The sequence below is a fragment of the Nocardia alni genome, from assembly GCF_019038435.1.
Classification (GTDB): domain Bacteria; phylum Actinomycetota; class Actinomycetes; order Mycobacteriales; family Mycobacteriaceae; genus Nocardia; species Nocardia alni.
The window spans coordinates 16983-33972 of record NZ_JAGPOX010000051.1; the positions used below are offsets into that span (position 1 = coordinate 16983).

At 66.7% G+C, this 16990-nt stretch carries 15 protein-coding genes; 10 read left to right on the forward strand and 5 right to left on the reverse strand.

Annotated features, from left to right (window positions below; all coding sequences use genetic code 11):
• The first annotated feature begins 84 nt into the window (after positions 1 to 84).
• From JZ791_RS20360 to dmpG, 5 genes are read left to right on the forward strand one after another with little or no spacing between them, the layout of a single operon-like run.
• Positions 85 to 1068: a zinc-binding dehydrogenase gene (locus JZ791_RS20360; RefSeq protein WP_216896747.1), complete on the forward strand. Its 984-nt coding sequence runs from the start codon at positions 85 to 87 to the stop codon at positions 1066 to 1068.
• A gap of 11 nt (positions 1069 to 1079) precedes the next feature.
• Positions 1080 to 2030, forward strand: a complete 951-nt coding sequence (locus JZ791_RS20365) for a 3-carboxyethylcatechol 2,3-dioxygenase (RefSeq protein ID WP_216896748.1) — start codon at positions 1080 to 1082, stop codon at positions 2028 to 2030.
• Complete coding sequence (locus JZ791_RS20370) at positions 2027 to 2854, forward strand: 2-keto-4-pentenoate hydratase (RefSeq protein WP_308163005.1); 828 nt, start codon at positions 2027 to 2029, stop codon at positions 2852 to 2854. Before JZ791_RS20365 ends, JZ791_RS20370 begins: the two co-directional genes overlap by 4 nt.
• Entirely contained in the window at positions 2851 to 3822 is a 972-nt protein-coding gene (locus JZ791_RS20375) for an acetaldehyde dehydrogenase (acetylating) (protein WP_216896749.1), read from the forward strand. The genes JZ791_RS20370 and JZ791_RS20375 overlap by 4 nt, the downstream gene beginning before the upstream one ends.
• A complete protein-coding gene (gene dmpG / locus JZ791_RS20380; protein ID WP_216896750.1) occupies positions 3819 to 4850 on the forward strand; it encodes a 4-hydroxy-2-oxovalerate aldolase in 1032 nt (343 codons plus the stop codon). Before JZ791_RS20375 ends, dmpG begins: the two co-directional genes overlap by 4 nt.
• A 946-nt stretch (positions 4851 to 5796) precedes the next feature.
• Here the strand turns inward: dmpG and JZ791_RS20385 are convergent.
• Complete coding sequence (locus JZ791_RS20385) at positions 5797 to 6279, reverse strand: MarR family winged helix-turn-helix transcriptional regulator (RefSeq protein WP_216896751.1); 483 nt, start codon at positions 6277 to 6279, stop codon at positions 5797 to 5799.
• Between the two features lie 119 nt (positions 6280 to 6398).
• Between JZ791_RS20385 and JZ791_RS20390 the strand changes: the two genes are divergently transcribed.
• Positions 6399 to 7328: an NADP-dependent oxidoreductase gene (locus JZ791_RS20390; RefSeq protein ID WP_216896752.1), complete on the forward strand. Its 930-nt coding sequence runs from the start codon at positions 6399 to 6401 to the stop codon at positions 7326 to 7328.
• A gap of 213 nt (positions 7329 to 7541) precedes the next feature.
• On the opposite strand, the gene JZ791_RS20395 is transcribed toward JZ791_RS20390, so the two are convergent.
• From JZ791_RS20395 to JZ791_RS20405, 3 genes are all read right to left on the reverse strand, one after another.
• A complete protein-coding gene (locus JZ791_RS20395; protein ID WP_216896753.1) occupies positions 7542 to 7802 on the reverse strand; it encodes a hypothetical protein in 261 nt (86 codons plus the stop codon).
• Positions 7803 to 7934: 132 nt separating this feature from the next.
• On the reverse strand, positions 7935 to 9680 hold the full coding sequence (locus JZ791_RS20400) for a CocE/NonD family hydrolase (protein ID WP_216896754.1): 1746 nt from the start codon (positions 9678 to 9680) through the stop codon (positions 7935 to 7937).
• Between the two features lie 123 nt (positions 9681 to 9803).
• Positions 9804 to 10907: an ABC transporter permease gene (locus tag JZ791_RS20405; protein WP_216896755.1), complete on the reverse strand. Its 1104-nt coding sequence runs from the start codon at positions 10905 to 10907 to the stop codon at positions 9804 to 9806.
• Positions 10908 to 11069: 162 nt separating this feature from the next.
• Between JZ791_RS20405 and JZ791_RS20410 the strand changes: the two genes are divergently transcribed.
• Entirely contained in the window at positions 11070 to 11930 is an 861-nt protein-coding gene (locus tag JZ791_RS20410; RefSeq protein WP_216896756.1) for a TetR/AcrR family transcriptional regulator, read from the forward strand.
• Positions 11931 to 12378: 448 nt separating this feature from the next.
• Here JZ791_RS20410 and JZ791_RS20415 read toward each other — a convergent pair whose 3' ends face one another.
• Positions 12379 to 12981 carry a TetR/AcrR family transcriptional regulator gene (locus JZ791_RS20415; protein WP_216896757.1) on the reverse strand — a complete coding sequence of 201 codons (603 nt, stop codon included), beginning with the start codon at positions 12979 to 12981 and terminating at the stop codon, positions 12379 to 12381.
• A 102-nt stretch (positions 12982 to 13083) separates the two neighbouring features.
• On the opposite strand from JZ791_RS20415, the gene JZ791_RS20420 reads away from it, so the two are divergent.
• The 3 genes from JZ791_RS20420 (at position 13084) to JZ791_RS20430 (ending at position 16977) form a co-directional block, all read left to right on the forward strand.
• Positions 13084 to 14664 (forward strand): MDR family MFS transporter, encoded by a 1581-nt coding sequence (locus JZ791_RS20420; RefSeq protein WP_254206009.1) that lies wholly within the window; start codon positions 13084 to 13086, stop codon positions 14662 to 14664.
• Positions 14665 to 14942: 278 nt separating this feature from the next.
• Positions 14943 to 15659 carry a GntR family transcriptional regulator gene (locus JZ791_RS20425; RefSeq protein ID WP_216896758.1) on the forward strand — a complete coding sequence of 239 codons (717 nt, stop codon included), beginning with the start codon at positions 14943 to 14945 and terminating at the stop codon, positions 15657 to 15659.
• 205 nt (positions 15660 to 15864) lie between these two features.
• Complete coding sequence (locus JZ791_RS20430; RefSeq protein ID WP_216896759.1) at positions 15865 to 16977, forward strand: LLM class flavin-dependent oxidoreductase; 1113 nt, start codon at positions 15865 to 15867, stop codon at positions 16975 to 16977.
• Positions 16978 to 16990: the final 13 nt, after the last annotated feature.

The following is a 16990-nucleotide window of genomic DNA, read 5'->3' on the forward strand; positions in this document are numbered from 1 at the left end:
CCCGCCGACGGCGTTCCAGTGCTCGTTCCGTAGCGCGGAACACGCAGTGGGATCCGCGCCCCCGCAGGCGGCAGGGTGGCAGTCATGCTGGCCGCAATCGCCGTCTCCCAGAGCGCCGCCGACCCACTGTCCGGTCTCGTTCTCGCAGACGCTCCCGAACCCGAACCGAAACCCGGCTGGTCCGTCGTCCGCGTGGTCGCCTCGTCCTTGAATATGCACGACGTGTGGACGCTGCGTGGTGTCGGGCATCCGCCCGAGCGGCTGCCGATCATCCTGGGCTGCGATGCCGCCGGATACGACGAGCACGGCAACGAGGTCATCGTCTACCCGGTGATCGCCGACGCCGACGCCGGCATGGGCGATGAGACCCTGGATCCCGACCGTGCCCTGCTCTCGGAGCAGCACAACGGCGCGTTCGCCGAATATCTCACCGTCCCCAGCCGCAATCTGGTGCCGAAGCCCGCATGGCTGTCCTTCGACGAGGCGGCCTGTCTGCCGGTCGCGTGGACCACGGCCTATCGAATGCTGTTCACCCAGGCCAGGATTACCGCCGGCGATCGTGTCCTGGTCCAGGGCGCGGGCGGCGGCGTCGCGTCCGCCGCGATCAAACTCGCCGCGGCGGCCGGGGCGGTCGTCTACGCGACCAGTCGCAGCGCGGACAAACGCGCCGAGGCCCTGTCGTGGGGTGCGCGGGCCGCTGTAGGTACCGGCGAACGCTTACCCGAGCGGGTGGACGTCGTCATCGAAACGGTCGGCGAAGCCACGTGGGCGCATTCGATGAAATGCCTGCGCCCGGGTGGCGCGATCGTCATCGCGGGCGCGACCAGCGGCGCGAATCCCCCGGCGGATCTGAACCGGATCTTCTACCTGCAGCAGCGCATCCTCGGCTCGACCGGCGGCACGCGCAGCGAACTGGTCGCCATGTTGAAGATGATGGACGCCACCGGCCTGCGCCCGATCATCGACCGCACCCTGCCGCTGACCGAGATCCACAAAGGCCTGCAACTCATGATCGACGGCACCCTCACCGGAAAGCTCGTCATCCATCCGCCCACCCCGCAGCAGTGAGGAGCAGAGACATGCCCGCCGCGCTCGTCGGTCTCTCGCATTCGCCCCTGATCGGCAAGAAAGATCCCGGACCCGAGGTGCTCGCGCGCATCGGCGCCGCGGTCGACGGGGCCCGTGCCTTCGTCCGGGACTTCGATCCCGAACTCGTCGTGCTCTACGCCCCCGACCACTACAACGGCTTCTTCTACAAGGAGATGCCCCCGTTCTGCCTGGCCACCGCGGCCAACGCCGTCGGCGACTTCGGTTCCCTCTCCGGACCACTTTCGGTCGACGCCGACGCCGCGAAGAGTCTCGCCCAGGGCGTCCTGGACCGCGGCATCGATCTCACCGTGTCGGCCAGGATGACCGTGGACCACGGTTTCGTCCAGCCGCTCGAGGTGCTGTTCGACGGCATCGACCGTGTCCCGGTGGTCCCCGTGTTCGTCAACGGGGTCGCCACCCCGCTCGGCCCGCTCGCCCGCATCCGGGCCCTGGGCGCCGCCGTCGGCGAGGCCGCCGCCGCGCTGGACCGCAGGGTGCTGTTCCTGGCCTCCGGCGGGCTGTCGCACGATCCGCCGGTACCGGTCCTCGACGGCGCACCACCCCGAGTCGCCGACGCACTCATCGAAGGCCATCCCCCAACACCCGAACAACGTGCCAAGGGCGAGCAGCGCGTGGTCCAGGCCGGCCGCGACTACGCCGCCGGATCGAGCACGATGATCCCCATCAACCCCGGCTGGGACAACCTCGTGCTCGACACCTTCGCGTCCGGCTCCCTCAGCGAGATCGACGACTGGACGGTCGAATGGATGGGCGCCGAAGGGGGCGGATCGGCGCACGAGGTCCGCACCTGGATCGCCGCCTACGCCTCCCTCGCCGCCACCGGCCCCTACCGGGTCACCTCGCGTTTCTACGAACCCGTTCCCGAGTGGATCGCCGGGTTCGCCGTCACCACAGCCCACCCGGAAGGAAGCGACCGGTGAGCATCGACAGCTCCGAGAAGACATCGTTGATCGCCGCCGCGGTCCAGCGCCTCACCGCCGCGGCCGACAGCCGGATCCCGTGCGCACCGATCAGGGACCTGCTCGACGTCACCGATATCGACGCCGCCTACGCGGTCCAGCGACTGCTCACCGATCTGCGCGTCGCGGCCGGCGGACGGATCACCGGACGCAAGATCGGCCTGACCTCGCCCGCCGTGCAGCGGCAACTCGGCGTGGACCAGCCCGACTTCGGTGTCCTGTTCGCCGATATGGACGTCACCGGCCTTCCCGAGGTGCCCAGCGGCAGGTTGCTGCAGCCGAAGGCCGAAGCGGAGATCGCCTTCGAACTCGGCGCCGACCTGAGCGACGGCGATCTGGACCCGGCGCAGATCCGCGCGGCCGTAGCGCGAGCCACCGCCGCCCTCGAGATCGTCGACTCCCGCATCGCCGACTGGAACATCACCATCACCGACACCGTCGCCGACAACGGATCCTCCGGCCTCTACGTACTCGGCGAGAACTGGCTCACGCTGGACGAATTCGAGCCCCGCGACGTGCGGATGCGACTGTTCGCGGACGGTGAGCTCGCCTCGAGCGGCGACGGCGCTGCCTGCCTCGGCGACCCCCTCGTCGCCCTGGCCTGGCTGGCCCGCACGGCCCGCGACTACGGGCAACCGCTGCGCGCCGGACAGGTGATCCTCTCCGGCGCGCTCGGCCCGATGGTGCCCACCCCGCCCGGGACCGAAATCCGCGCCGAACTGTCCACCCTCGGCACCGTCACCGCCACCTTCGCCAAGGACAACGCAGCCAAGGACAACTCATGAGCCACACAGGCACGATCAAGGTCGCGATCATCGGATCCGGCAACATCGGCACCGATCTGATGATCAAGGTCTTGCGCAACTCCGACATCCTCGAGGTCGCCGCGATAGTCGGCATCGACCCCGCCTCCGACGGCCTCGCGCGCGCCGCGCGACTGCACGTGCCCACCACCGCCGACGGTGTGGCGGGCCTGATCGCACTCGACGGATTCGCCGATATCGATATCGTCTTCGACGCCACCTCGGCCGGCGCGCACAAGGCGAACGCCGCCGCGCTGGCCCCGTTCGGGAAGAAGCTCGTCGATCTCACCCCGGCCGCGATCGGCCCGTTCGTCGTGCCTCCGGTCAACCTGGAACAACATCTCGACGACGACATCGACAACGTCAACATGGTCACCTGCGGCGGCCAGGCCACCATCCCGATGGTGCACGCCATCTCCCGTGTCACGCCGGTCGCCTACGCCGAGATCGTCGCCTCCATCGCCTCGAAATCCGCCGGCCCGGGCACCCGGGCCAACATCGACGAATTCACCGAAACCACCTCGCACGCCATCGAGCAGGTAGGCGGCGCCGCGCGCGGCAAGGCCGTCATCATCCTGAACCCGGCCGAACCGCCCCTGCTGATGCGCGACACCGTGCTGGCCCTCATCGGCGATGCCGACCACGACGCCATCCGGGCCTCCGTCGCCGAGATGGCCGCCGAAGTCGCCGAATACGTGCCGGGCTACCGGCTCAAGCAGGACGTCCAGTTCACCCCCATCCAGCCCGACGAACCAGTACACACCCTGCATCCGAGCGGCGGCGGACCGGTCGTCACCAAGGTATCGATCTTCCTGGAGGTCGAGGGCGCCGCCCACTACCTGCCCGCCTACGCCGGAAATCTCGACATCATGACCTCCGCGGCGCTGCGCACCGCCGAGTCCATCGCCCGCCGCCTGCGCGGCGCCGCACCCGTGGAGGCCCACCAGTGACCACACCGCAGCTCTACATCCAGGACGTCACCCTGCGCGACGGCATGCACGCCATCCGCCACCGAATCTCCCCCTCCGATGTCGGACGGATCACCGCCGCCCTCGACGCGGCCGGAGTCGACGCCATCGAGGTCGCCCACGGCGACGGCCTCGCCGGCGGCTCCCTCAACTACGGACCCGGCTCCCACACCGACTGGGAGTGGATCGAAGCCGCCGCCGACAACCTCACCCACGCCACACTCACCACACTGCTGCTCCCCGGCATCGGCACCATCGCCGAACTCGAACACGCCTACCGCCTCGGAGTGCGCTCCATCCGCATCGCCACCCACTGCACCGAAGCCGACGTCGCCGCCCAGCACATCGCCAAGGCCCGCGACCTCGGCATGGACGTCTCCGGCTTCCTCATGATGAGCCACATGGCCCCCGCGAAGGAGCTCGCCGCACAGGCGAAACTCATGGAAAGCTATGGCGCACACTGCGTCTACGTCACCGACTCCGGTGGCAGGCTCACCATGAACGACGTCCGCGACCGAGTCCGGGCCTACCGCGACATCCTCGAACCGAGCACGCAGGTCGGCATCCACGCGCACGAGAACCTGTCGCTGTCGGTCGCCAACAGCGTCGTCGCCGTCGAGGAGGGCGTCACCCGCGTCGACGCATCCCTCGCAGGCCACGGCGCCGGCGCGGGCAACTGCCCGCTCGAGGCATTCATCGCCGTCGCCGATCTGCAGCAGTGGAAGCACGGCTGCGACCTGTTCGCGATACAGGACGCCGCCGACGACCTCGTCCGCCCACTACAGGACCGGCCCGTCCGCGTCGACCGCGAAACCCTCACCCTCGGCTACGCCGGCGTCTACTCCAGCTTCCTACGCCACGCCGAAACCGCCTCCCGCACATACGGAATCGATGTCCGAACCATCCTGCTCGAAGTCGGCAACCGCAGACTCGTCGGCGGACAAGAAGACATGATCACCGACATCGCACTCGACATCGCCGGACACGCTAACGCCACCGCAGCGCGCTGATCGTTCGGCTTTACGGGCGAGAGACGTGAACGACGCCTACCGGGATTTCCTCACCGCGCACGGTGCGACCGCCTACCTGAGCCGAGCCGACCCCTGTGTGTTCGATGCCGCCGATGGCATGTCCGATCGGGCGACTTCACCTCGAGGTGTGCCGCGGGCGAGCCGACCGCCGCTGCGGCTGTGATCATCTCCTCTGCCCGGCTCGGCCAGGCTCGAGATGTCGACCGCCCAAAGATCGCCTGGCGCAGCGGTACCGGATTGTCGAGATCAATCCCCCGGGGAGTGCCGACCCCGAGATCGGGCAGATTCTCGCTGCGGCCGCAGTGCAGCTCATCGACGGATCGTTCTTCGTGACCGGAACGTCCATGGGGAGGAGCGAACGCACGGTATGTGACCGCACGGTTGACGATTGCGGATTACGTGGCGCGGCAGCTGGCCGCCGGATGCGCTGTTGCCCAACGGTATACCGACAGTATCTGTATCCCCGCGATCATCCCTGGCTGGCAGGACTAGACCAGCTCGACCTGATCCGGAGTTTTATCTGCACTCGTACGGGCTTCGGTTGGAGGAGCTGAGCTCGGGCCACCCGCGAGTTGGCGTTGGACCTCGTCCGGGAGAGCCTGAGCCCGCAGAGCTACGCCAAAACACGAGACCTCATGGGCATCAACAGGTTTCTCGTCGGCTCGTCGCAACCCGCACCCGGCGCGGACAGGTCGGCAACCTGTGTCGGCAAGCGGCCACCGCGACAAGTTCAGTGCTGGGAGTTGATACTTCGAGGCTTGACCAGCGCGTAACCGGCACCGCCGCACGTCGCTCGGGCCGACACGTGCGCAGGTGTAGGTGGTGCCGGGCGTCGAATCCCAGCAATACCTGCTCGGTCGCGAAGTGACGCCGCGCTGTCGAGGGCGAATGGCACCTGAGGCTACGGGCAGACGACCGATGAACCTCAGGCGCGCTTACGCCTGCGTTCCGTGGCGGACGGCACCAAGTCCCGCAGCCGCTCGCAGACCGCTTCGAGGGCGTCCGCCAGCGCGTCGGCCTGGCGATCGTCGAGCGCCTCGAACATGCCCTGCTCGACGACGGCGATATGTCCGGGTAGCACCTTCTCCAGCAGCTCACGCCCGTCCTCGGTGATGACCGCCGTGACCGAGCGCTCGTCGTCGTCACCGCGTTCGCGGCGTATCAGGCCGGCGGCTTCCAGCTTGCCGGCCTGATAGCTCAGACCGCTGCGGCTGTGTACGGCGGTATCGGCCAGATCCGTCATCCGCATCCGGCCGTCCGGGGCCTGCGCCAAGCGCGCGAGCAGGGAGAATTGCAGGTAGCTCAGCCCACCGTCGCGCTGCAGCTGATCGTTCATGAGCATCTGCAGCAGGTCGCCCGCGTCCTTCAGGGCGAAGAACGCCTGCATACGCCTCGCGTCGAGTGCCATCGGCTCAACTCCATCTTGTTTCGAATGAGAAACATGCTAGCGTCGGTAACTGTTTGCAATTCGAAACATGTGCGGGTCGTGGACTACGCGCCGCATGTCCGCCAGAGAACGGAGAGATCATGAAGGCAGTGCGCTTTCACGAGTACGGCGACAGCACGGCGCTGTCCCTGGACGAGATCCCCACGCCCGAGCCCGGGGCCGGGCAGGTGCTGATCAAGGTCACCGCGACCTCGTTCAACCCGGCCGACGCCCTGATACGCGCGGGCCACCTGAGCGAGATGCTCCCGTTGGCACTCCCGCACGTGCCGGGCCTGGACGTCAGTGGGACCGTTGCCGCCGTCGGGCCGGACGTGACGGACTGGGCCGCTGGTACCGCGGTGGCCGCGTTCCTCCCACTGAACGAGGACGGCGCCGCCGCGGAGTACGTGCTCGCCCAGGCCGACATCCTCGCCGCACTCCCCGACGGCGTGGATCCGGTCGACGCGGCGGCACTCCCCGGCGTCGGGCTCACCGCCTGGCAGGCCTTGTTCGAGCACGGCGAACTCGCGGCAGGCCAGCACATCCTGATCAACGGCGGCGGCGGGGCGGTCGGCGGATACGCGGTACAACTCGCGCACGCGGCCGGCGCCGAGGTCAGCGCCACCGCGAGCCCACGCAGCGCCGACCGCGTCCGCGCCTACGGCGCCGACCACGTCATCGACTACACGGCCACACCGGTCACCGAGGCGGCGAAGGGCCCGTTCGACGTAGTGGTCAATCTCGCGCCGACCTCCCCCGAAGACACTGATGCCCTGGCTGCCCTGACCTGCGACAACGGGGTATTCGTATCCGCCACGACTCCACCGGCCACCGAACCGGGCCGCGGCGTGCGGGTTGCGAGAATGGGGGTCCACGCCGATCCCGGCCAATTGACCGAACTGCTGGACCGAGTGAAATCCGGCACCCTCCGGATCAACGTCACCGACCGCAGGCCCCTCACCGACCTCCCCGCCGTCCATGCCGAGGCCGACCGGGGCGCCCACAGCGGCAAGGCGGTCATCGTCCCTTGACCGCGCGGGCCGCACCGAGTGTGTGGTTCCAGGACATAGAAAACGCCTGTCTCGGGTCGTAGGAACAATCGCTGGGCCGGTCAGGTTGCGGGCCATGTCCAAGGCTCGTCTGGTGATCACCAGCCCTGGCCGCGGGCCCCGATAAGGACGCCGAGCGGCCCTGCATCACGAATGCCTACGCGTTGCGGTATCCGAAACGAGCCCCTCGCCATGTCATTCGATGTCGCTCCGGAAATTCGACAATTGTATGCGTGCCGATTTACTGTGAATCTCCTGGATTTCCACTCTTTCCGTTTCGGGAGTAATACCGATAGGAATCTCGCACAGGATCAGGCGCGAAGGATGAGCGGGGCCGGGGTGGACTGTGTGGTTGGCGGCCACCGCCTCGGCGAGAGTCCCGAGCTCGGGAACCGTCTCGGTGTCGAGGTTGCGGCTGAACTGCGGGTAGTCGGCGCCCGCGATCATGACCAGCACGTTCGAGGGCTCCGTCTTACCCGCGACTCATTATCACGGGCAAGACGAATGGCCTCGAAGGTGGGCAGAGCGGTCCTCGTCAGTACAGGAACGACGAGCGGAGTCGGACCCGTCTACCGACCCAGGACTCCGTTATCGTCCGCCGGCGAGGACGGGCAGTCGCAGAGCAGAGTCGTATTGTCCGCCCGTGTGGATGACATGAGTGCCATGGTTGTCGAGTTCCGTTGCGGCCATCCCGGGTTGCGGCCCGCCGACGAGATTGGTGCCGCTGACGACCAGTCGCAAAGATTCTCCGGGACGCAGGATCAGTCCAATGGGTTGCAGGACGATCTCGACGGGCACGATCTGTCCTGCGGTGAGCTTCTCCACCCGGTCGAAGGTGTGCCGGGGAACGGCGCCATCGGAGTTCTGATCGAGATGTCGCAGCGATACCCGTTGCAGGCCCGTCGCGCCGCGGTAGCGCAGGATGCTCGCGCCGTGACGGGTCACCTCCTGCAGGGCGGGGTTGGTGGAGTCCACGTTCAGGCAGGTCAGCGGTTGGCCGTCGCCGTCGAGTTTCTGCAGCAGGAGGAAGAGGTCCATATCGTCGGCATTCTCGGCCTCGACCCAGAGCCGTGCCACCGGGTGACCCGCCAGCTGTGTCTGCTCGGTGACGGTGAGGGTGAACTCGGCACGGCCGTTCTCGTCTGTGCCGTCGTACCTCACCACACCGGGTGCCTCCGTCGGCGCGGGCGCTACCGCCCGCGAATCGGCATCCAGGTGATACCAGGTGTCCCGGACGCCGGGAGGCGGGAACGAGGTCGCGGGCAGGCCGGTGAGGTTGTCCTCGACGAGGTCGAGCAGGCTGTAACGCACGCGAGGGGTGGCCGGCCAGTCGTTGTCGATGCCCTTGAGGAAGTGATCGAAAAACGCCTTCAGATCGAGTTGGTTCTCGGGCCGGTACAGGTCCGGCCATTCCATCCGGTCGTGGATGCGCAGCCACTTGTGTTCGGAGGCGATGTGCTCCCAGGCACGAAAGGTGCCTTCGGTATGGAAGGTGTTGGAGTAGCTCGCGACGACGTAGGCCGGGACGGTGATCCGATCCAAGGCCGGGATCTTCGACCGCCACAGATCGTTCATCAGCGGGTACCGCTCGATTTCGGCGGAGGCGTCCTCCATCCGATTGCGGCCGATGAAGTTGAGACTCTTCAGATTCTCGGAGACCGTGGTGTCGGGAATGCCGCCGCGGCACAGGATGTCGCGATATATGTCGGAGAAACCTTCCCACGGTGCGATCGCGGCCAGGTGCGCAGGCTGCTCGGCCGCGGTGAACCACTGCGAGACCGCGAGGTAGGAGTTGCCGTTCATCCCCACCCGGCCGTTGCACCACGCCTGCGCGGCGAGCCACTCCACCAGATCAGCGGCGTCGCGACCTTCCTGCGTCCCGAAGAACTGGATGTCCCCTTCGGAGTTGGTGGCACCGCGAGCGTCCGGATTGCATACGGCATATCCGCGGGCACACCAGAACCCGGGGTCGGGAGCCTCGAATTTCATCAAGCCGGACAGCTGCTGGGTGTCGATACCGAGTTGCTTACGCAGCTGCGTCATGGCTTGGGACGTGCCGCGATCCTTGCCGTACGGGCTCCAGGCCACGATCACCGGGATATCGGTCGCGCCCGCCGGACGGAACACATCGACGTAGATCGTCGTGCCGTCGCGTAACTCGACCGCGACATCCTTGTCGAACGTGATGTCGACAGCGAGCGGGCCGTAATCCTCGTTGTATCGCCAGCCGGCCGGCAAGGTGCGCTGCCCCGGATCGAAACGGGCGAAGCGGCCCTCCGCCTTGGCCAGGTCGTACGTGGTTGCGGGAACGAACACTTGATCAGTGTCAGTCACTGGACTTACCTCGAATTTCATGCGTGTTGATTCTTTCGAGCACGCTCGCCCGGCACCGGATACTCGGGGCACGGACAGGCTCGTCTCTCGGCCGCTGATCAGCGGCCGATGTGAACCGCCGGGTCAGGACGCGGCGACAGCGGAGCGGCCGTCGGGGTTGACGGTCTCGGAAATCGAGTCGGTGACGTGCGTTTCGGGTCGGCTGCGGTAGTGACCGATCAGCGCCATGATCACGCCGAGCGCGACCCAGCCGACCAGCGTGAGCCACTGCTGGGTGGCGTCGGCGTCGGGGAAGTAGCTGAGCGTACGGATCAGGTTGTTGCCCGCGCCCGGGACGAGGTACTGGCCGATCGCCCCCCAGGGGTGGGCCAGGAACTGCCACGGCGTGGCTGACGCTGAGATCGGGTTGCCGATCAGCATCGTGAACACCGCGCCGATGGCGACCCCGGCACGGCCCACCAGGGATGCACAGCCGACGATGAAGGCCGAGGTCGCCACGACGGACAGTCCCATTCCGGCCACGTTCAGCCAGAAGTCTCCTTGCAGGTAGTCGAACCAGGTCTGCAGGACCAAGGTCAGGATCAGACCGGTCGCGACACCGAAGCCGAGCAGTGTGACCAATCGGCGGGTGACTCCGACGACCGCCAGCGAAGTCAGGATGCCGCCGATCATCCCGCCCATCATCAGCGGGAAGGAGGTCGCGGCCAGTCCAACCCCGCTCGGGTCGCTCTCGGCGAACGGAACGACCGCGGTGACCGGGACCTTGACTGTCGAGCTGTCGCCACCTGCGGCAGCCACCTGCTGGGTCAACCGGGCCTGCAACTGGGTAGCGATCGTGGTCAACAGCTGAGTCGCCGCCGCACTCCCGGCCGGTGCGGTCAACACCTCGACCGAGGTCGGGGTGTTGCCCAGCACGATCGCGCCGTAGGTGTCGCGGCTACGGATCTGGTCAACCGCATCGGCACGGTCGGTGGCGGCGACGAAATCGAAGACGTTCGGAGACGCCGTCCCGAGCGCCTTCTCCAATGTCGCCACCGATTGCGCCGGGCCGGCGATGCCGACCGGCAGATTCCTCGTCTCCGAAGTCTTCGTCGGCCACAGAAACGCCAATACCAATACCGCAACCACAACCGCGCCGACGACACCGAGCCCCGCCACCGCCACCCACTTGGTGGGTGGCGGCGAGGTCGGCGATCGGCGCGGTTCTGCATGAGAGGAGGAACTCAATACGGATCATCCTTCCAGGTCGGAGAGGAACAAGCCGGAACACAACAGCCGAGGACGACAAGAATGATACATTATGCCATGTGAACTTGAATGAAGTTCCATGCGTCGCTCGGTAACGACCGACCGGTCGACGCCTGATTCGATGGGGAGTGGAATGGCTTCATGAGCTCTTCCACAAGCCCCGGCCCCGAGGTCGAGGTCCCGGCCGAACTGGTGCAGGCCGCCGTGCGGGCCGCCGACCAGGCCGGCCGACAGATCGCCGACGTGCCGGTCGTAGCGATCGCCGCCGAGGCCGGCATTTCCCGCAGTACGCTGCTTCGCCGCCTCGGCGGATCTCGGCGCGCACTCGATGAGGCCGCGCGGTCAGCAGGCATCGATCCCGGCGGCAGACCGGTCAAGGAGCGCGCCTTGGCCGCTGCCGCGGAGTTGATCAGTGAGACCGGCATCGGACTCGCCACCCTGGACGCGATCGCGTCCCGCGCCAACTGCTCCGTCGACAGCCTCTTCACGATCTACGGCACCCGAGATGAACTACTGGCCGCGGTGTTCGAGCGGTACAGCCCGATCTTCGACATCGAAGTAGTCCTCGCCGCCGACCGGGCCGAGCACGCCGACTTCCCCACGACCGTACGACACGTCTACCGCCAACTCGCCCACGCGTTCAGCCGAGAACCCCGCGTCACTCCCGCCCTGATCGCCGAATCACTGGCCCGTCCCGGCAGTCCGGCCATCCGATCCGTCGTGCGACACAACGCACCCCGCCTCTTCGGTAGCATCGGCCGCTGGCTCACCGAGGAAATCGACGCCGGGCGGATCCGTGATCTCCCCATACCGCTGCTGCTCCACCAATTCGCTGGACCACTGTCCTTCCACCTGATGTTCCGACAGGTCTCGGCCGCCGCAGCCGAACACCACGACACCATCCCCATCGACCTGCCCGACCTCGATCAAGCCTGCGACCTCTTCGCCGAAACGTTCCTGCGCGCCGTCGCCGTCGAACCAAATCCCCAGAAACAGACTTGAACACGAATAAGTAGAAGCGCATATCCCGCACCATCTTCGGGCCGATGCCGAATTTTTCTCCCCGCGCTGCGCTGGGATCGTTCGGCTCGGCCCGGAACTGAATGAGCAACTTGCGTCGGCGGATCCGATCCGCCGGCGCAGCACCAGCGGTCGAAACGTGTGCATGCCCGACTGGTGTGGCAATCTGCACGACGACGGACAGTCGGAAGACAGCCGTAGTGTCGAAACCTCGCCGACCTCCGCCGGGTCGCCCTCGAGGGTCGCGACGAGGCGTTGCGAATCGAGGTGCGGTCGGACAGGCTAGCCCCGAACAGAGTGCCCTTGACGCCGAACAAGTGGCGAATGAGAGCGCGATCCACAGCGGCGGAGTTACCGAAAGTCCCGAAGACGACCGCGCCGACCCCCACGACCACAGACGCCTGCTTTACCGCACACGAACTTCGGTCGACTACGCGGGGTGATTCCGCGTCTCACTCCCACCGCGCAGGACCTCCAAGGCCACGGTGAGCGCGGCCGCACGCAACTCGTCTTCGTCGGCCTCCTCCCACTCGGCGGTCAGCGCGGTGGCCTGGAGCCCGGCGAACGCCGTGCGGGCGCGGGCCTTGTCCAGCAGTGTGGGGTTCGGGCCCGCGAGCGTGTCGAGCAGCCGACGCTGAGTTCGCCGGATCTCGTCCTCCAACCCGAGATTGCCGATCCCGCTGAAGTTCTCGCGCATCAGCCTGAACAGGTGCGGCCCCTGAGCCGCAAGATGGTCGGCGACCCTGCGCAGGAATTCTTCGCGGCCGGTCGGCGTCGAGGCATACTGCGCGGCCTCATCGATCATCGCGTTCAGGCTGCCGAGGTTGCCGAGCATGATGCCGGCGAGGATGTCTTCCTTGTTCTTGAAATGGAAGTACAGCGCCGCCTTGGTCACCCCGAGTTCGTCGGCGAGCTCCTGCAGGGACGTGGCGGTGTAGCCCCTGGTCGAGAACATTCGCAGCGCGACCGCCAGGATCCGCTCGCGAGTATCGGTACGCCGGTGATCGACACCGGCCGTGTGTTGCCGCGCCATGCTCTACCTCCTCCAACATTAGATAACTTGACGTCCGGTTAGTCAAATCTCTATGGTGAAGATACCTAACCATCCGACTAGTTAGTTGAAGAAGGTCCTCCGATGGAACACACCGCAGCGCCTGCGGCACCGGCGCCCGCGACGGCAGGGCTGGGATTCAGCCACCGCCAAATCCTCGTCACGATGAGCGGTCTGGTGATCGCCATGCTGCTCGCCCAGCTCGACAACATGATCGTGGCGCCCGCGCTGCCGACCATCGTGGGTCAGCTCGGCGGCCTCGAACATCTGTCCTGGGTCACCACCTGCTACATCCTGGCGATGACCATCGCCACACCGATCTGGGGCAAACTCGGCGACCTCTACGGGCGACGGATCACCTTCGTCGTTTCCGTGGCGGTGTTCCTGGCCGGTTCCGCACTCTGCGGCATGTCACAGAACATGACCGAACTCGTCGGCTTCCGCGCGATCCAGGGACTTGGCTCCGGTGGACTGGTCGTCGGCGCCCTGGCGATCATCGGCGAGATGATCCCGCCCCGCGACCGCAGCAAATACCAGGGCGTCATGATGGCGGTCATGCCGGTCGCCATGATCGGCGGACCGCTGATCGGCGGATTCATCACCGACCACCTCACCTGGCGGTGGGCGTTCTACGTGAACCTGCCGCTCGGCGCGATCGCCCTGGTGGTCTGCTGGATCACCCTCGCGAAACTGCCCCGGGGCACGGGCCGCGCACGCATCGACTGGCTCGGCACCGGCCTGCTGGCCGTATGGATCACCGCACTGGTGCTCATCACCACCTGGGGCGGCACCCAGTACGCCTGGACCTCACCACAGATCCTCGGCCTCGCCGCGCTGACACTCGTCACCCTGGTCGCGTTCATCATGGTCGAACGCCGCCGACCCGAACCGATCATGCCGCTGCGGGTCTTCACCAGCCGCAACTTCACCCTCGCCGGCATCATCGCGTTCATCTCCGGCTTCGCGCTGTTCGGCGCCATCGGGTACCTGCCGCAGTACCAGCAGTTCGTTCAAGGCGCATCCGCGACCAACAGCGGACTGCTGCTGCTGCCGATGATGATCGCGGTCATGGTGGTGAGCCTCGCCGTCGGCGGGATCATCGGCAAGACCGGCCGCTACCGGATCTTCCCGATCCTCGGCTCCGTTCTGCTCGTCGCCGGCATGCTGTTGTTCGCCACCGTCGACGTCGGCACCTCACAAACGATGACCGCCCTGTACATGGTGGTCCTCGGCGCCGGGATGGGCGGAATCATGCAGACCAGCACCCTGATCGCCCAGAACAGCCTCGACCCGCGCGACATGGGCTCCGGCACCGGAGTGTCCACGTTCCTGCGCAACATGGGCAGCTCACTGGGCGTATCGGTACTCGGCGCGCTCTACACCCACCACCTGACCAGCTCACTCCCGCACTCCTCGACCGGCACCACCAGATCCATTTCATCGGTCACCCCGAAGGCACTGCGCGCCATGCCCGAAGCCGCCCGGCACCTGTTCCAGCAAGCCGTCACCGGCGGCATCACCACCCTGTTCATCTGGGGCGCCGCGATCGCCGCACTCAGCCTCGTCGCCGCCCTGTTCATCCGCCACGTCCCGATGCGCGGCACCAAGCCCGCCGGAACACAAGCCGCACCGGCCACCCCCGCCGAGGTCGAACCCGCAAAATAACGATTCGCCGAACGAATCATATTGCACCAAAATATAATTCAGCTTTTTTCGGCCGGAAGATCTCCCCTGCTGAGCCGTCCCGTCATTCCTCGCTGGAAGGCGGCTGCCGCCACGGTCACGGCCACCGTGGCGGCAGTTCGACGAATCGCTGAATGACCTCAGCCGCTCACGATGCGACCGACTCCGGCCCGCCCTCGTCGACCGGCGGCGCGGTACCGTAACCGGCAGTGACGAGACGACCGGGGTGGTGACAGGTGGCCGACGGATCCAGTGCGGGAATGTCTCTGAGCGAGACGGTCTACCACCGCCTGCGTGCGGAGATCATCGACTGCCGGTTGGCTCCGGGGCAGCGTCTGACCGAGCGGGGACTGGCCGCCGACACCGGGTTCGGCATCTCCCCGATCCGGGAGGCACTGGCCCGGTTGGCACATGACGGGTTGGTGATCTCCACGGTGCGCAGGGGGTACCGGGTCGCTCCGCTGAGCCTGAAGTCGGTGGACGACCTGTTCACGCTGTGGCGGATGGTCGGCCCGGAGATCGCGCGCCTCGGGGTGCAGCAGGCCACGCCGGAGCAACTGGTGCGAATCAAGACATTATTCGCGTCGATCTCCGACCCCACCCGGCGGGCTCCCACCACCGCGGAGGAGTCCCTGCGGCGGGTCGAGATCGCCAACGCGACCTTCGACGTTCTCGCGGATGCCACCACCAACGACTTCTTGATCGTGCTGTACCACAAGATCTCCGGGCACATGTCACGCACCTGGCAGCTGGTGTACGCACACGACCTGGAAGATTCCCTGAGCTTTGCCGCAGAGGACCGGTGGGGCGAGATCCTGCGAAACCGGGACGGCGGCACCGCCGCCGACTTCGCGCACGCGTTCATCGAGCAGACCCACGAGCGCATCCTGCGGATTCTGAGCCGCTGGCCGTCCGTCCTGTCCAGTGAGGTCCGGCCGGTGCGCACCGTGGACCAGTCCGGCTCCGTGGAGGGCTGAGCGCTCGGCCTGGCATCCCGAAGCACGTCACCCTTGCCTGTTGACGCCGGATGTACCAAGAGCTATCTTCTGAAATATCAGTTATGACCGTGCGATACCGCATCTGCGGCCAGGCATTTGACCTGAACTCACTCCAGCCACTGATCCCCGCTCCCGCGTGCGAGCGAGATGCAAGACACCGTCGTCGTTCCAGAAAGGCCGGCCGATGAAGGTCGAGATCTTTACTCCCGTCAACTACTACGCCTCGGCAGCCGCCACGCAGAGCTGGCCGCTCCCGGCGCGCCTGTTCGAAAGCGACAGAGGCAGGCTCTCGATCGAGCGGGGTTTCGAACAGTTCCAAGCCGGCTACGAGGCCGGATTCGATTCACTCAACCTCGCCGAACACCACTACTCCCCCGCGCAGATGACCCCCGCGCCACACCTTTTCGCCGCGGCCCTGGGCGAACGGCTCCCCCAGGCGCAGATCGCGATCCTGGGCACGGATCTACTGCTGCACAACCCGATCAACATCGCCGAGCAATACGCGACCCTGGACAACCTGCTCGGCGGGCGGCTGCGCTTCGCGCTGCTGCGCGGTACAGCGAACGAGTACCTCACCTACGGCACCAATCCGTGGGAGTCGCGGCAGAAATTCGAGGAAGCGGTGGAACTGATCCTCCGGTGTTTCACCGAACCCGAGCCGTTCGGCTGGGAAGGCCGCTACTACCGGTTCCGCAACATCTCCCTGTTCCCCTCGCCGCTGCAACGCCCGCATCCACGAATCACGCTGTCGGGCAACAGCACATCCTCCGCCCGCTTCGCCGGACGCATGAAATGCGACCTCGGAATCAGCTTCATGTCCATCGATGCGGCCACGGCCAACGTGGCCGCCTACCGCGAAGCGGCAGCCGAAGCCGGGTGGGAACCCACCGCCGACAACATCCTCTACCGCCAGTTCTGCTACGTCGCCGAATCCGACGACCAAGCCGCCAACGACACCACCGCCCTCAACTGGCCCCTAGGAACCGGCGTTTTCGGGAACCCGGAGCTGACGGCGGTCATCGGGCTCGCCGGTGCGGCCATGGCCGGGGTGCCCAAGGGCGTCGTGCCGGATATGTCCAAGGCGCCCTTGATGATTCCGCAACCCATCGTCGGCAGCCCGCAAACCGTGCTCGACCGCATCCGGTACGCGGAGCAACGGCTCGGCATCGGCCGGATGGAATTCGTCTACACCGGGCTGATCAACGCGATGAGCCATGAGAACGTGCTGCGCTCGATCAAGCTCAGCGGCGAAACCATCCTTCCCGCACTGCATTCCGGCACCGACACCGTCGCCTGACCCCGCACCATCC

Bases quoted from the DNA above. Each gene is read 5' to 3' on its own strand.
- JZ791_RS20385 (WP_216896751.1), bottom strand. From the start codon at position 6,279: ATGGCACTCGACGCGAGGCGTATGCAGGCGTTCTTCGCCCTGAAGGAC.
- JZ791_RS20430 (WP_216896759.1), top strand. From the start codon at position 15,865: ATGAAGGTCGAGATCTTTACTCCCGTCAACTACTACGCCTCGGCAGCC.
- JZ791_RS20375 (WP_216896749.1), top strand. From the start codon at position 2,851: ATGAGCCACACAGGCACGATCAAGGTCGCGATCATCGGATCCGGCAAC.
- JZ791_RS20365 (WP_216896748.1), top strand. From the start codon at position 1,080: ATGCCCGCCGCGCTCGTCGGTCTCTCGCATTCGCCCCTGATCGGCAAG.
- JZ791_RS20360 (WP_216896747.1), top strand. From the start codon at position 85: ATGCTGGCCGCAATCGCCGTCTCCCAGAGCGCCGCCGACCCACTGTCC.
- JZ791_RS20415 (WP_216896757.1), bottom strand. From the start codon at position 12,981: ATGGCGCGGCAACACACGGCCGGTGTCGATCACCGGCGTACCGATACT.
- JZ791_RS20410 (WP_216896756.1), top strand. From the start codon at position 11,070: ATGAGCTCTTCCACAAGCCCCGGCCCCGAGGTCGAGGTCCCGGCCGAA.
- JZ791_RS20420 (WP_254206009.1), top strand. From the start codon at position 13,084: ATGGAACACACCGCAGCGCCTGCGGCACCGGCGCCCGCGACGGCAGGG.
- JZ791_RS20425 (WP_216896758.1), top strand. From the start codon at position 14,943: ATGTCTCTGAGCGAGACGGTCTACCACCGCCTGCGTGCGGAGATCATC.
- JZ791_RS20390 (WP_216896752.1), top strand. From the start codon at position 6,399: ATGAAGGCAGTGCGCTTTCACGAGTACGGCGACAGCACGGCGCTGTCC.